The sequence below is a fragment of the Pseudomonas matsuisoli genome, assembly GCF_014647635.1.
Lineage (GTDB): Bacteria > Pseudomonadota > Gammaproteobacteria > Pseudomonadales > Pseudomonadaceae > Pseudomonas_P > Pseudomonas_P matsuisoli.
This window is the reverse complement of record NZ_BMPO01000009.1, coordinates 185,109-199,423: the sequence shown is the minus strand read 5'-3', so window position 1 is coordinate 199,423 and position 14,315 is coordinate 185,109. Positions and strand designations below refer to the sequence as shown.

Annotated in this window: 13 protein-coding genes; all 13 read left to right on the top strand. The window is 60.5% G+C overall.

The window, feature by feature from the left end; translation table 11 throughout:
* The first annotated feature begins 77 nt into the window (after positions 1 to 77).
* Positions 78 to 809: a response regulator gene (locus IEY47_RS18135; RefSeq protein WP_188985293.1), complete on the top strand. Its 732-nt coding sequence runs from the start codon at positions 78 to 80 to the stop codon at positions 807 to 809.
* A 4-nt stretch (positions 810 to 813) separates the two neighbouring features.
* Positions 814 to 2,247 (top strand): ATP-binding protein, encoded by a 1,434-nt coding sequence (locus IEY47_RS18130; protein ID WP_188985291.1) that lies wholly within the window; start codon positions 814 to 816, stop codon positions 2,245 to 2,247.
* Positions 2,248 to 2,354: 107 nt separating this feature from the next.
* The gene (locus IEY47_RS18125; protein ID WP_188985289.1) at positions 2,355 to 3,614 is read left to right on the top strand and encodes an ABC transporter substrate-binding protein; all 1,260 of its coding nucleotides are present in this window, start codon (positions 2,355 to 2,357) and stop codon (positions 3,612 to 3,614) included.
* Positions 3,615 to 3,695: 81 nt separating this feature from the next.
* Positions 3,696 to 4,613, top strand: coding sequence for a carbohydrate ABC transporter permease (locus IEY47_RS18120; protein WP_188985287.1), 918 nt, complete (start codon positions 3,696 to 3,698; stop codon positions 4,611 to 4,613).
* Positions 4,606 to 5,439, top strand: coding sequence for a carbohydrate ABC transporter permease (locus tag IEY47_RS18115; RefSeq protein WP_188985285.1), 834 nt, complete (start codon positions 4,606 to 4,608; stop codon positions 5,437 to 5,439). The genes IEY47_RS18120 and IEY47_RS18115 overlap by 8 nt, the downstream gene beginning before the upstream one ends.
* Before the next feature lie 11 nt (positions 5,440 to 5,450).
* Positions 5,451 to 6,566, top strand: coding sequence for an ABC transporter ATP-binding protein (locus IEY47_RS18110; RefSeq protein WP_188985283.1), 1,116 nt, complete (start codon positions 5,451 to 5,453; stop codon positions 6,564 to 6,566).
* Between the two features lie 306 nt (positions 6,567 to 6,872).
* Positions 6,873 to 8,219, top strand: a complete 1,347-nt coding sequence (locus IEY47_RS18105; protein WP_188985367.1) for a carbohydrate porin — start codon at positions 6,873 to 6,875, stop codon at positions 8,217 to 8,219.
* A 248-nt stretch (positions 8,220 to 8,467) separates the two neighbouring features.
* A complete protein-coding gene (gene dnaX / locus IEY47_RS18100; protein WP_188985281.1) occupies positions 8,468 to 10,537 on the top strand; it encodes a DNA polymerase III subunit gamma/tau in 2,070 nt (689 codons plus the stop codon).
* A 10-nt stretch (positions 10,538 to 10,547) separates the two neighbouring features.
* A complete protein-coding gene (locus tag IEY47_RS18095) occupies positions 10,548 to 10,874 on the top strand; it encodes a YbaB/EbfC family nucleoid-associated protein (RefSeq protein WP_188985279.1) in 327 nt (108 codons plus the stop codon).
* 130 nt (positions 10,875 to 11,004) lie between these two features.
* Positions 11,005 to 11,607 (top strand): recombination mediator RecR, encoded by a 603-nt coding sequence (gene recR, locus IEY47_RS18090; RefSeq protein WP_188985277.1) that lies wholly within the window; start codon positions 11,005 to 11,007, stop codon positions 11,605 to 11,607.
* Between the two features lie 128 nt (positions 11,608 to 11,735).
* Positions 11,736 to 12,725 carry an ABC transporter substrate-binding protein gene (locus IEY47_RS18085; protein ID WP_188985275.1) on the top strand — a complete coding sequence of 330 codons (990 nt, stop codon included), beginning with the start codon at positions 11,736 to 11,738 and terminating at the stop codon, positions 12,723 to 12,725.
* A 72-nt stretch (positions 12,726 to 12,797) separates the two neighbouring features.
* Positions 12,798 to 13,544, top strand: coding sequence for an ABC transporter ATP-binding protein (locus tag IEY47_RS18080; RefSeq protein WP_188985273.1), 747 nt, complete (start codon positions 12,798 to 12,800; stop codon positions 13,542 to 13,544).
* Complete coding sequence (locus IEY47_RS18075) at positions 13,541 to 14,314, top strand: ABC transporter permease (RefSeq protein WP_188985271.1); 774 nt, start codon at positions 13,541 to 13,543, stop codon at positions 14,312 to 14,314. The genes IEY47_RS18080 and IEY47_RS18075 overlap by 4 nt, the downstream gene beginning before the upstream one ends.
* Position 14,315: the final 1 nt, after the last annotated feature.

Sequence of the window (14,315 nt, the reverse complement as noted above, 5' to 3'; positions counted from 1 at the left end):
TAAGGTTGGCCGTCAATGCGCCAGCGAGCCATACTCGGCACGGTCGAATGCCAAAACAACAATAAGAGAGGGTAGGGATGAGCCAACTTGGTAGATCCATTCTCCTGGTGGATGACGACCAGGAAATTCGCGAATTACTCGAACAGTACTTGAGCCGTGCCGGGTTCGATGTACGAAGCGTTGCGGACGGCGCGGCTTTCCGCGCGGCCTTGGAGCATTTCGACGCGGACCTCGTGATTCTCGACGTCATGCTGCCAGACGAGGACGGTTTCAGCCTTTGCCGATGGGTGCGTCAGCATCAGCGCGCAGCCGCCACACCCATCATCATGCTGACCGCCAGCTCCGACGAAGCAGACCGCGTCATCGGCCTGGAGCTCGGCGCCGACGATTACCTGGGCAAACCGTTCAGCCCGCGCGAACTCCTGGCGCGTATCAAGGCGCTACTACGGCGTGCAGGCTTTGCCGAAGCCCGCGCGCCGCGGCTGTTGGAGTTTGGCGAATGGCGTCTAGATACGGTGAGCCATCGGCTGTTCCACTGCGACGGTGAAGAAGTGCTGCTGTCAGGCGCTGATTTCAACCTGCTCAAGCTCTTTCTCGATCACCCGCAGCGCGTACTGGACCGCGACACCATCGCCAATGCCACGCGCGGACGCGACGTCATGCCCCTCGATCGTATCGTCGACATGGCTGTGAGCCGACTGCGCCAACGTTTGCATGACACGGCCCGACCCCCGCGACTGATTCGGACGATCCGTGGGAGTGGCTATCTCCTGGCGGCCGACGTATCCGGGCTCGCGAGCGCGGGTTAGGGGCATGCTGACGCGCTGGGTTCCGCGTTCGCTACTCGCCCGCATGTTGCTGTTGACCCTTCTGGCGGTCCTTCTCGCACAGGGCGCTTCGGCGCTCTTTTGGGCGTCGAGCCTGCGCTCGAGTCGGAACGAAGGGCTGCAAAGCGCCGCACACAACCTGGCGTATTCCATTGCTGCCAGCGTGCGTTATTTCAGTCTTCTACCGCCTGGCTACCGGCCCCTGGTGCTGGAGCAGTTACGCAACATGGGCGGGACGCGATTCCTCGTAAGCCTGAACGAAAAGCGTCTGGACATGCAGGCGCTGCCAGCGACGGCTGATCGGCGGGCCGTTCTCGACAGTGTGGAAGCCGTGTTACGCGAGCGGCTCGGGACGCACATTCCCCTGGAAGTCGAGTTTGTCAGGCCAGGCGAATTGAGGCTGTTCAACGGTGGCTTGGCCCTGAAGGAATTACCCCGTTCCTGGGCGCACTATGTCTTGAGCTTCGAGCCGCTGGAGCCTCCCGTGCTGGTCGCCCAGATTCGGATTGGCGAGGGCGAGTGGGTCTACATCGCGACCTTGATGCCCGCACCGTATTACAGCTTGGACGAGCCCTGGATTCCCGTGCAGCAGGCCCTGTTCATCGTGTTCAGCAGCGCCTTCCTGCTGTTGTTCATCGGCGTGTTGATCCGTTGGCAGAGTCGGCCATTGAAGCGCTTGTCCAATGCCGCGCGGGAACTGTCGCTGGACGTGCATACGCCGCCTCTTCCTGAGGAGGGCGCCCAGGAAATTCGAGAGGTCACACGGGCGTTCAATTCGATGCGCGAACGTATCGCGCGACACCTCGACGAGCGTGCGCAGTTGTTCAGCGCAATTTCCCACGACCTACGTACGCCCATCACGCGACTGCGATTGCGCGCCGAACTGATCGATGACGAACAGGTACAAGTGAAACTCAACCGGGATCTCGACGAACTCGACCTGCTGGTGCGCGGTGCGCTGCAATGCGTGAAGGACACCGACATTCACGAGAACGTCGAGCCGGTGGATATACAAGCCCTGCTCGAGCACCTTGTTGATCCTTATCGGTACGACGACCCGCCACGTGCCGCGCTTCTCGGCACCGTGCACAAACCGTTGCTGGGCAAGCCCCTGGCTCTCAAACGTTGTATCGGCAACTTGCTAGACAATGCGATCAAGTACGGCCACCGCGCGCATTTACAGGTTGAAGACGATGAACGCCAGCTCGTGCTGTACGTCGATGACGAAGGGCCTGGCGTTCCCGAGCAGAATCTGGAGCAGGTGTTCGAGCCCCACGTCCGCCTGGCATCGGATCGACGTGGTTATGGCCTCGGCCTGGGTATCGCCCGCAATCTGGCTCATGCGCACGGGGGCGAAGTGGTGCTGCACAACCGTCGCGAGGGCGGCCTGCGCGTCACCCTGACCCTGCCTCGGGCGTAACGGCATATGTCACCGATCCGTGACGAATCGCCGAACCTTCGTTACTTCAAACGCAATCGTCGCCGCTAGACTCCCTGTCAGGTCGAAAAGAACAACAAGGACTGCCGATGAATACCCTACGCCACCTTACGCTTGCCGTTTCCCTGTCCTGTGCCACGTTGACGTCGCCGCTCGCGCACGCTGGCGAGGTGGAGGTGTTGCACTGGTGGACATCGGGAGGCGAAGCGCGTGCCGTGGATACCCTCAAGCAAATGATGCAAAAGCAGGGGGATTCCTGGAAGGACTTCGCGGTGGCCGGCGGCGCAGGCGAAGCGGCGATGACTGTCCTCAAGACCCGCGCCGTGTCGGGTAATCCTCCTTCCGCGGCTCAGCTCAAAGGGCCGGATATCCAGGAATGGGCGGAGATGGGGTTTCTGGACGACCTGAACGATATTGCCGAGGCGGGCGGTTGGAATGACTTCCTGCCCACGCGCGTGGCCGAAACCATGCAATACGATGGCGACTATGTCGCCGTGCCAGCCGGTATCCACCGGATCAACTGGCTGTGGATCAACCCGGAAGTCTTCAAGAAGGCGGGCGCGACACCGCCGACGAACCTGGACGAATTCTTCGCCGTGGCGGACAAGCTGAAGGCCGCAGGCGTCGTGCCTATCGCGCATGGGGGGCAGAACTGGCAGGACGGTACGATTTTCGAAACGCTGGTCATGGCGATCATGGGGCCGGAAGGCTACGACAAAGTCTTCGTGCAGAACGATGAAGACGCCATCCGCAGTGAAGAGATGGTGAAGGTATTCGAGACCTTCAAGCGCATCAAAGGCTATGTCGACCCGAACGCAGCGGGACGCGATTGGAACCTGGCGACGGCGATGGTCATCGAGGGCAAAGCCGGGATGCAGATCATGGGGGACTGGGCGAAGGCGGAGTTCGCCGCTGCCGGCAAGAAACCCGGCGTTGACTACCAGTGCGTGGTATTCCCCGGTACCGAAAGCGACTTTATCTACAACATCGATTCGCTGACGATTTTCAAGATCAAGAACGAAGCGAACCAAAAGGCCCAGGAGAATCTGGTTCGTACCGTAATCGACAAGCCGTTCCAGGAAGTCTTCAACCTGAACAAAGGGTCCATTCCGGTTCGCACCGACATTGCGCTGGATAAGTTCGACGATTGCGCAAAGCAATCGTCCAGGGACTTCCAGGCTGCCGACAAAGCGGGCCGCGCCGAGCCGAGCATGGCGCATAGCATGGCCAACACCAGCTACATCCAGGGCGCCATCTTCGATGTGGTGACCAACTTCTTCAACGACGCCTCGGCCGATCCGAAAAAGGCCACGGAGCAATTGGTCGCCGCCATCCAGGCCGCGCAGTAATCCATGAAAACGGGTGGGATGGGTGCGCCGAAGCGGTCGCATCCCGAGCCCTTTCGCCTGGACGGTGCCTTGGAGAATCGAATGCAGCGGATGATGCACGCTACGCCTGCCTCGCGAACGGGGATGCCTGATCGGCTGCAACGCCTGTTGCCAAGGTTGGTCCTTGCGCCGACAGCCGTGATCACCCTGGTGTGCCTGTACGGCTACATGATCTGGACCGCGGTCATTTCATTCACCAATTCGCGCTTTCTGCCGGTGTACAACTTTGCCGGATTCGCGCAGTACGAACGGCTTCTGAACAATGACCGCTGGTGGGTGGCGTGCCAAAACCTGGCCATCTTCGGCGGGCTGTTCGTTGGCACGTGTTTGTTGATTGGCGTGATCTTCGCGATCCTGCTCGATCAGCGCATCCGTCGCGAAGGGTTCATCCGCACGATCTACCTGTACCCCATGGCCCTGTCGATGATCGTCACCGGTACTGCGTGGAAGTGGCTGCTGAACCCAGGCCTGGGTCTGGACAAACTGTTGCGAGACTGGGGGTGGGAAGGGTTTCGCTTCGACTGGTTGGTGGACCCCGACCGGGCCATCTATTGCCTGGTAATCGCCGCGATCTGGCAAGCCTCGGGCTTTGTCATGGCGCTGTTTCTGGCAGGCTTGCGCGGTGTGGACGGCTCCATCATTCGCGCGGCCCAAGTCGATGGCGCGAGCCTGCCGACTATCTACTGGCGCATCGTTTTGCCCTGTTTGCGGCCCGTGTTGTTCAGCGCCGTGATGATCCTCGCTCATATCGCGATCAAGAGCTTCGACCTCGTCATGGCGATGACCGCGGGCGGACCGGGCTACGCGTCAGACTTGCCCGCGGTGTTCATGTACCAGCACACCTTCACGCGCGGGCAAATGGGGCTCGGTTCGGCAAGTGCCGTACTGATGCTTGGGGCCGTGCTCGCTGTGCTCGTGCCGTATCTGTATTCGGAACTGCGGAGCAAGCGACATGGCTGACACGCGCAGAATGCTCAACCGAGTCGCCATTCATGGGATTTTGCTGGCTGCCTGTGCGGTTTATCTCGTGCCGCTCCTGGTCATGCTGCTGACGAGCTTCAAGAGTCCCGAGGACGTACGCGCGGGCAACCTGATGACCCTTCCGGTGGAATGGACCGTGATCGGCTGGCTGAAAGCCTGGGACACGGTCAGCGGGTATTTCTGGAACTCGTTCATGATCACCGTCCCGGCGGTGCTGATTTCCACGTTGATCGGTGCCCTGAATGGCTACGTGCTATCGAAGTGGGCCTTTCGCGGCTCCAATCTGCTGTTCAGCCTATTGCTGTTCGGCTGCTTCATTCCGTTCCAGGTGATCCTGCTTCCCATGTCCTTCACGCTCGGCAAACTGGGGCTGGCCAACACCACAACCGGGCTCGTGATCGTGCATGTTATTTACGGTCTGGCGTTCACCACACTGTTCTTTCGTAACTACTACGTGGGTATTCCGGATGCCTTGATAAAGGCCGCGCGTCTGGATGGTGCCGGTTTTTTCACGATCTTCTTCCGCATCCTGCTGCCCATGTCGACACCGATCGTGATGGTCAGCCTGATCTGGCAGTTCACCCAGGTCTGGAACGATTTTCTCTTTGGAATCGTGTTCGCCAGCGGTGAAGCGCAACCCATCACGGTCGCCCTCAACAACCTCGTCAATACCAGCACCGGGGCGAAGGAATACAACGTCGACATGGCAGCGGCGATGATCGCCGGCTTGCCCACGCTGCTCGTCTACGTCGTTGCCGGCAAGTATTTCATCCGAGGCCTGACCTCGGGCGTGGTCAAGGGATAGGAGGATCGACGATGGCGGGGCTCGAATTACGCGGTGTGCGCAAGACCTATGGCAGCGCCAGCCTGGAGACGCTCAAAGGCATCGACCTGAAGGTTGAGGAAGGACAGTTCCTCATCCTGGTCGGTCCGTCAGGGTGTGGTAAGTCCACATTGATGAACGCCATCGCCGGCCTCGAGAGCATCACCGCCGGTTCGATCCTGATCGATGGGCAGGACGTGACCGACGTGGAGCCTAAGGATCGGGACATCGCCATGGTGTTCCAGTCCTACGCCCTGTACCCGACCATGACGGTGCGGGAGAACATCTCGTTCGGGTTGCGCATTCGCAAAACGCCGGTGGAGCGTATCGATGAGGAGGTCGCACGCGTTGCCGCGTTGCTTCAGATCGAGCCGTTGCTGGAGCGTAAACCGGCGCAGCTGTCGGGAGGACAGCAGCAACGGGTCGCCATGGGACGCGCACTGGCCAGGCGCCCTCGGCTCTACCTGTTCGATGAACCGCTGTCGAACCTCGACGCGAAGCTGCGGGTGGAGATGCGCACCGAAATCAAACTCATGCATCAGCGCCTGAAGACGACGACGGTCTACGTGACCCACGATCAGGTCGAGGCGATGACCCTGGGCGACTGCGTTGCCGTGATGAAGGATGGCGAGGTTCAGCAATTCGGTACGCCCGAGACCATCTACAAGAACCCGCGCAACCTCTTCGTGGCGAGTTTCATCGGGTCCCCCCCGATGAACTTCGTGCCTGTCTCCGTCGCGGGCAATGCGCAAAGGGTCAGCGTTCGGCTCAACAGTGACGAAGGCACTGCCGTGATCGATGCACCCGGCCTCGACCCCGCGTTGATCGGTCGCACGGTGTTGCTGGGGATTCGCCCTGAACAAATCGCATTGAACGCGCACGGCGAGCGCAGCGGACAGGAACATGACGGGGCCGGCGTGCCGACCCGTGTACTGGTGGTCGAGCCTACGGGGCCGGATACGCTGCTGTATGCCGAATGGAACGGGATCAAGGTCTGCTGCCGCGTCGCGCCGGACCAAGCGCCAGCTGCCGGAACGGCATCCATTTGGACGATCGATGCCCGTCGCGCAGTGTACTTCGATCCTGAGTCCGGAGAACGGCTCGCGTGACGCCGGTCGCCATTCGCAATATTCGGAAATATCGCCACTAAGGGATACGGTCGTTAGCAGTGTTCGCCGGAACGCTGGCAAGGCGAAGTCGTCATCGCGGGCGGTAGGTACAGGAGCGTGTGCCGAGTACGGCTAATCAGGAACACTCGGAAAAAGCAGTCAGACCAGTACGGTCGACCCCACACCATCGGTGCAGTCAACGTCCTCGAATTTTTGCCCTGAAGGACGCACAGGAGGCGCTTGGTGAGGCAACAGGGGCATACCCTGACCAAATAACAACCAGAGAGGGATGCAACAATGGACTTCATGACTTACCTCGCGGCAAAACGAAGGGCCGCGCTGCCCGTTCTTTCCTTGCTTGGGGCCGGTGTGCTGGGAAGTGCGCAGGCCGCCGATGCGTTTGATCCCAACGCCGGCGGCATGACGGGCGACTGGGGCGGGCTTCGCACCGATTGGCTCGACCGAGGCTTCGACGTCAAGCTGGAATACGTAGGAGAGGGGGCGAGCAACTTCGACGGTGGCTACGACGATGACCTTACCGCACGTTGGACATCCCAGTTCATGGTTGGCCTAGACGTGGACCTGAACAAGGTTCTGGGCTGGGAAAACTCGCAGTTCGTGGTCTCGATCACCGAGCGTAACGGACACAACATCACCAATGACCGCATCACCGATCCGCGGGTAGGCGGTTATTCCTCAGCGCAGGAAGTGTGGGGGCGAGGCCAGACCTGGCGCCTCACCCAGTTGTGGCTGAGCAAAGCCTTTTTTGATGGCGCGCTGGACATCAAGGCCGGCCGCTTCGGTGTCGGCGAAGATTTCAACTCATTCGAGTGCGCGTTCCAGAATCTTGCGTTCTGCGGCTCCCAGGTAGGGAACTGGGAAAACCATTGGTACAACTGGCCCATCAGCCAGTGGGCAACCCGGATCAAGTACGGCTTCAGCAATACGTTCTTCGTTCAGATCGGTGCATTCGAGCAGAACCCGACCCTCCTCGAGACGGGCAATGGCTTCAAGCTGAACGGCAGTGGCGGCGACGGCACCTTGATCCCGGTCGAGCTGGTATGGACGCCAGAGGTGAACGGGCTGCCCGGCGAATATCGACTCGGCTATTACTACAGCACCGCCGATGCGAATGATGTTTTCGAAGACGAAGCGGGCAATTCCGCCGCGGCGACTGGCTCGATCTACGACCGTCACTCTGGTAAGCAGGGCGCCTGGATAGTGGCGACTCAACAGCTCACGGCACACAACGGTGATCCGTCACGCGGGTTGTCAGTGTTCGCCAACGTCACAGTGCATGATAAGGACGTCAACCAGGTCGCCAATTCGATCCAGGCCGGCTTGACCTACAAAGGGCCGTTCGATGCGCGGCCGAAGGATGACATCGGCATTGGTATCGCCCGCATTCAGACCAACAAGGACTTCCGGGACAATCAACGGGCGGTCAACGCAGCGGCGGGCGCCACCGACTATGACGATCCCGCTTTCACGCCGTTGCAGTACAGCGAGTACGACGCGGAGCTCTACTACGGCGTACACGTCACCAACTGGCTGACGGTACGACCGAACATCCAATACATCCGTCATCCTGGCGGTGTGCGTGAGGTGGACAACGCGGTCATTGGTGGCCTGAAGGTCCAGGCGGTGTTCTAAACCAACAGGCCCGCTGTACGTAGGGTGGATTAGCGGCGACGTCGCGTAATCCACCGTTCACCTCGAAGCGGCAACCCAACTCTTCAATTCGTAGCAAACGGTGGAAGCCCTACGGGATTCCACCCTACGGCCCTGTGTAAGCGGCGGATGCCCGCGACGGTGCCTCGCCGACCCTATCGTGCCGGATGCATTTTCCCGGACGCTCCGCTAGGATTACGCCTCTTCGCCACACAGCTTCGACGGTTTTCATGAGTTATCAGGTCCTCGCACGTAAATGGCGTCCGCGCTCGTTCCGCGAAATGGTCGGGCAGACGCACGTGCTCAAGGCGCTGATCAATGCGCTGGACAACCAGCGCCTGCACCACGCCTACCTGTTTACGGGCACTCGCGGCGTCGGCAAGACGACCATCGCGCGCATCCTTGCCAAGTGCCTGAATTGCGAAACCGGCATCAGCTCTACGCCGTGCGGGCAGTGTTCCGTTTGCCGTGAGATTGACGAGGGGCGTTTTGTCGATCTGATCGAAGTCGATGCGGCGAGTCGTACCAAAGTCGAAGACACGCGTGAACTGCTCGACAACGTGCAATACGCGCCCACGCGTGGTCGCTACAAGGTCTACCTGATCGACGAAGTGCACATGCTATCGACGCATTCCTTCAACGCCTTGCTCAAGACGTTGGAAGAGCCGCCGCCCCATGTGAAATTCCTCCTGGCTACGACCGATCCGCAAAAGCTGCCGGTCACCATTCTGTCCCGCTGCCTCCAGTTCTCCCTGAAGAACATGCCGCCCGAGCGGGTGGTCGAGCACCTGACGCACGTCCTGACGGCCGAAAGCGTGCCCTTCGAAGACGATGCGTTGTGGCTGTTGGGGCGTGCGGCCGATGGCTCGATGCGCGATGCCATGAGCTTGACCGACCAAGCCATCTCGTTCGGCGAAGGGCGGGTGGTTGCGGCAGACGTTCGCGCCATGCTCGGTACGCTCGATCACGGGCAAGTGTATGGCGTGCTGCAAGCGCTACTCGAAGGCGATGCACGCGAACTGCTCGGCGCCGTGCGTCATCTGGCCGAGCAAGGGCCGGATTGGGCTGGTGTGCTTGGCGAGATGCTCAATGTGCTCCACCGGGTTGCTGTGGCCCAAGCATTGCCCGAGGCCGTGGACAACGGCCAGGGCGACCGAGACAAAGTACTTGCCCTGGCGCAGGCACTGCCTGCTGAAGACGTGCAGTTCTACTACCAGATGGGGTTGATCGGCCGGCGGGATCTTCCTCTGGCGCCCGATCCCCGCAGTGGTTTCGAAATGGTGGTGTTGCGCATGCTGGCCTTCCGGCCTGCTGATGCAGAAGGCGGCGGTTCTGGTCGACCACTAAAGGACCTGGGGATCAGCAAAGCCGCCACTGATTCCAAGGTGGTGGCGGCGGCAGGCGACCCTGCGTCAACGACTGCGCCAACACAAAAGACTTCCCCGTCGATCACGTCCGTTGCGAGCGCGCCCGTTACAAGCCCCCAACCGGCTTTACCGGTAGCACCCAGTCCGGCTCCGGCTGCCGAAGTGGAGCCCGTGAAGCCCACGACTCAGGACAGTCCGCCTTGGGACGTTCCATCTGCCGACGCCACAGCCAATGATGGCGGTACCGGCGATGCATTGATCGATGCGGTAGACGCTGCCGAGTCCGCGATATCCGAGCCTGACGATACGGTCATGAGCGACGAATCCCTGGTGGCCGAAGCCATGTCGACGGTCGATCCCCAACTGATGGATGCCCCGGTACCCCCTGAAAGCGACGACTATTCCGATGATCGGGATGACGACGTGGACGCGGACGTCTATGCCTACATGGAAGGCTACGCCGTGGCGGACATGGTCTCTCCAGAACCCGAACCAGAGCCCACACCTGGCGATGATGCGCTACGGCCGGATATTCCACCCGCAACGGGGCTGGCCGCGCGTTGGCTGGAGGTGTTTCCACAACTGAAGTTGGCGGGGCTGACGGGAAGTATTGCGGCAAATTGCACATTGGCGCGGGAGGAGGAGGATACGTGGTATCTCTACCTCGATCCGGGCCACAGCGCGCTGTACAACGCGACCCAACAGCGGCGCCTGAACGACGCGGTGAACGCCTTTACCGGGCGCAGCATCAAAGTCGATGTAACGATTCAGGCGCCTGGACACGAAACGCCCGCATTGGCAGCCGCGCGTAAACGAGCGGCCCGCCAGCGCGATGCCGAGCGATCGATCGAAGACGATCCGCTGGTACGCAAAATGATTGAGCAGTTCGCCGCGACCGTTCGCGCGGACACCATTGAACCCTTGGAAAACTGAGGAACACGTCATGATGAAAGGTGGCATGGCCGGGCTGATGAAGCAGGCGCAGCAGATGCAGGAAAAGATGCAGAAGATGCAGGAGGAGCTTGCCAACGCCGAGGTGACCGGTCAGTCCGGTGCTGGTCTGGTCAGCGTGGTCATGACCGGACGTCACGACGTCAAGCGGGTCAGCCTGGACGATAGCTTGATGCAGGAAGAGAAAGACATTCTCGAAGACCTGATCGCAGCCGCGGTGAACGATGCCGTGCGTAAGATCGAACAGAACAGCCAGGACAAGATGTCCGGCATGACGGCAGGTATGCAATTGCCGCCTGGCTTCAAGATGCCGTTCTAAGCGCAGCGCTCATCGATAGGGGCTGAATGGCGCATGCCTCGCCCTGCGCCATTCGGCCCCTATGCTTTTCGCGATGACCAGCCGGTTAACGCAACCCTCACTTCGTCAACATTCTGCTATCGGGTAGTCGATGAGCTTCAGCCCTCTCATTCGCCAATTGATCGATGCGCTGCGCATCCTGCCAGGCGTTGGCCAGAAAAGCGCTCAGCGCATGGCCTTGCAAATGCTCGAGCGTGACCGTAGCGGTGGGATGCGCTTGGCATCCGCCCTGCAACAGGCGATGGAGGGCGTTGGGCATTGCACCCAGTGCCGTACGCTCAGCGAAGACGCGTTGTGCCCCCAGTGTGCCGACCCGCGGCGCGATGACACTGTTCTGTGCATCGTGCAAAGTCCGATGGATGTGTTCGCCGTCGACCAGACCGGGTTTCGCGGCCGTTACTTCGTTCTGAAAGGACATCTTTCACCCTTGGACGGGCAGGGCCCGGAAGCCATCGGTATTCCGGCTTTGTTGGCGCGCGTGGAGGGGGCTGAGGCATTGCGCGAGGTCATTCTAGCGACGAATCCGACCGTCGAGGGCGAAGCGACGGCGCATTATATTTCCCAGTTGCTGATTCCGCGCGGTCTGATCGTGTCGCGTTTGGCGCATGGCATCCCGCTGGGCGGCGAGTTGGATCTGGTCGACGGTGGAACGCTGGCGCATGCCTTCGCAGGCCGTAAGCCCATGGGCGGCTGAGTACGCTCGTCATCGCGAACCCTTCTCATGCTAAGCTCGCCGCCTTCAATTGCTGCTGTCCCTCGCTCGGGGCAGCGGTGTCGACATCAGCTGCAGCGGCGCTCGCCGTCCTTTCGAGAGAGAACCCTGTGAAGGCCAAATTTCTTCTGCTTCCGGCATTGTTGTTGGTGAGCGCATTCGCTCAGGCGAACGAAACATTCAAAGTCGGCTACATCCGCGTGATGGATGACGCTCAGGCGCTCGTGGCTCACGAGGCTGGTTTCTACAAGCAGCAGGGCCTGGACGTCGAGATGGTCGAGTTCAGTTCCGGCACGGACCTCATCAAGGCCATCGTCGGGGGCCAGTTGGACACCGGTGTCCTGGGGTTCACCAACGCGGTGGCCTGGGCGTCTAAAGGTGCGGACCTCAAGGTTGTGAGTGGGGCTCAGCTGGGTTACCACTCCATCGTGGCGCGTGACGGCACGGGGATCGAGAAAGTCGAAGACCTCAAAGGCCACAGCCTGGCTTCGCAGAAAGAAGGCAGCACTGCGGACGTTGTCCTGCGCGGAGTGACCTTCAAGAATGCGGGGCTGGAGAAGGGCGATGTCAACGTGCTGGGCGTCAGCCCCGCGGTGGCCGTGCAGTCACTGGTGTCCGGTCGCGTCGATGCCGCGTTCCTTTTCGAGCCCTATGACCGCATCGCGCAGCTGGTCGCACCGGTCAAACAGATCTATGAAGTCGGCGAAGTCTGGCCGTTTCCGTGCATGGTCGTGATTACGTCCGGTGAAACGCTGGCGAAGCGTAAGGATGCCGTCTGGAAGTCGCTGGACGCGCAGCGTGATGCCATCCAGATGTTGGAAGAGAAACCTGCTGATGCGGCCAAGTTGATCGCGCAGTACTTCATTGCCGAACCCACGCTCAAAACCCGCGAACAGGGTGAGATTCCGCGCGAGCAGGTCATTCAGGACGCAATCGCAACGCAGACTTTCAGTGCGAAACTGGGTCAGCCGGAGCTGGCGCGTATCCAGGAATTGGCCGACATCCTGCAGGAGCAGGGCTCGCTGAAAACCCGTGATGGCAAGCCATTCGATACCAAGGCAATCGTCGATCTGTCCTGGCAGGAAGCGCGCGAGCTTTGACCTAGGCGCGCTATACGTTCATGTCACTCGACGCCGCATTCACCTGCGGCGTCGCCATGTCTAAGTGTCCTCATGCATCTTTCTTTCGAACAAGTAGATAAGCGCTTCGGCAAGCTCGAGGTGATCAAAGGGTTCAGCGGTGAAATGGCCTCGGGCGAGCTCGTCGCCCTGGTCGGTCCGTCCGGTTGCGGTAAGTCCACACTGCTGCACCTGGCCGCCGGATTGGAAAAACCCACGGCGGGAAAAGTCACCGCGGATGGAAATGCCATCACGCAACCTGGCCCAAAGCGCACACTGGTTTTCCAGGAGCACGCGCTGTACCCCTGGTTGACGCTTGTCGACAACGTCGCGATGGCGCTGGAGATGCAAGGCATCGGGAAATCGTCCGCCCGTGAGCAAGCGAAGACGTGGCTTGGCCGGGTCAACCTAGCGGGCTTCGAACAGTATTATCCGCATCAAGTCTCGGGTGGGATGCGCCAGCGTACCGCCCTGGCGCGCGCATTCATCGCCAGTCCCGAAGTGCTGCTGCTGGACGAACCCTTCGGCGCCCTCGATGCGTTGACGCGAATGGCGCTGCAAGACGTTCTGCGTGAGCTTATCGAAGAGCATAAGCCAACCGTCCTTTTGGTCACCCATGACGTGGATGAAGCCCTGTACCTGGCAGATCGAATCCTCGTGTTCAGCAATCGACCGGCGCGCGTTCTCAAGGAGTTCAATTTCACCCACTGCGAAAAGAGCCACGACCTCTCCGAATTCGCCAGTGAGCGTAAGGAAATTCTCGCGTTACTCGGCATCAAGACGGAGGTCGAGCACTCATGAGCCAACAACGCCGTCTGACCGGTCCCAAAAAATACCTTGCGGTACTCCTGGCCGTCGTCTTCATTCTGCTGATCTGGCAGGCCGCTGCCTGGAGCCTGCCGTCCTTTTTGATGCCTGGTATTCCTACGGTATTGGAGCGTCTGTTCGCCTCCATTCAGCAACCCGAATTCCGTGAAGGTCTCGCGGGCAGCATGTCGCGCTTGGGCGCGGGCTATGGCTTCGCGCTGCTGTTCGGCATTGGCTTTGGCCTAGTCGGGGGCATCCTGTTTTTCTTCCGGGAAACGCTGCGCGCCGCAATCGTCATTCTGCAGTCGATCCCATCGATCGCTTGGGTTCCGTTGTTCCTGATCGTGATGGGCTTTGGCAACCTGCCGATGATCGTAGTTGTGGCGCTCGCTGCCTTCTTCCCGATGGCCCTGTCCGTCATGAATGCCACCGAAAGCGTTCAGCCCGTACATGTGGCCGCGGCCCGGGTCATGGGGGCTTCGCGCTGGCAGCTCATCAAGCGGGTCTACTTGCCAGCGGTGATGCCCGAGTTGATTACGGGTGCGCAGCTGGCCTTCGGCAATGCATGGCGTGCGCTGATCTCGGCGGAAATGCTCATTGGCTTCGGCCAGGGACTGGGGCGTTCGCTGGCGTATTCTGGGGAAATCGCGGACATGGTTGGGGTCATGACCAACATCCTGGTCATTGCGATTCTAGCGACGCTGATCGATCAGGTCGTCCTGGAAAAATTCAAGCAGCGCATGCTGCGTTACCAGTACGTGTAAC

Bases quoted from the DNA above. Each gene is read 5' to 3' on its own strand.
- IEY47_RS18135 (WP_188985293.1), top strand. From the start codon at position 78: ATGAGCCAACTTGGTAGATCCATTCTCCTGGTGGATGACGACCAGGAA.
- IEY47_RS18130 (WP_188985291.1), top strand. From the start codon at position 814: ATGCTGACGCGCTGGGTTCCGCGTTCGCTACTCGCCCGCATGTTGCTG.
- IEY47_RS18125 (WP_188985289.1), top strand. From the start codon at position 2,355: ATGAATACCCTACGCCACCTTACGCTTGCCGTTTCCCTGTCCTGTGCC.
- IEY47_RS18120 (WP_188985287.1), top strand. From the start codon at position 3,696: ATGCAGCGGATGATGCACGCTACGCCTGCCTCGCGAACGGGGATGCCT.
- IEY47_RS18115 (WP_188985285.1), top strand. From the start codon at position 4,606: ATGGCTGACACGCGCAGAATGCTCAACCGAGTCGCCATTCATGGGATT.
- IEY47_RS18110 (WP_188985283.1), top strand. From the start codon at position 5,451: ATGGCGGGGCTCGAATTACGCGGTGTGCGCAAGACCTATGGCAGCGCC.
- IEY47_RS18105 (WP_188985367.1), top strand. From the start codon at position 6,873: ATGACTTACCTCGCGGCAAAACGAAGGGCCGCGCTGCCCGTTCTTTCC.
- dnaX (WP_188985281.1), top strand. From the start codon at position 8,468: ATGAGTTATCAGGTCCTCGCACGTAAATGGCGTCCGCGCTCGTTCCGC.
- IEY47_RS18095 (WP_188985279.1), top strand. From the start codon at position 10,548: ATGATGAAAGGTGGCATGGCCGGGCTGATGAAGCAGGCGCAGCAGATG.
- recR (WP_188985277.1), top strand. From the start codon at position 11,005: ATGAGCTTCAGCCCTCTCATTCGCCAATTGATCGATGCGCTGCGCATC.
- IEY47_RS18080 (WP_188985273.1), top strand. From the start codon at position 12,798: ATGCATCTTTCTTTCGAACAAGTAGATAAGCGCTTCGGCAAGCTCGAG.
- IEY47_RS18075 (WP_188985271.1), top strand. From the start codon at position 13,541: ATGAGCCAACAACGCCGTCTGACCGGTCCCAAAAAATACCTTGCGGTA.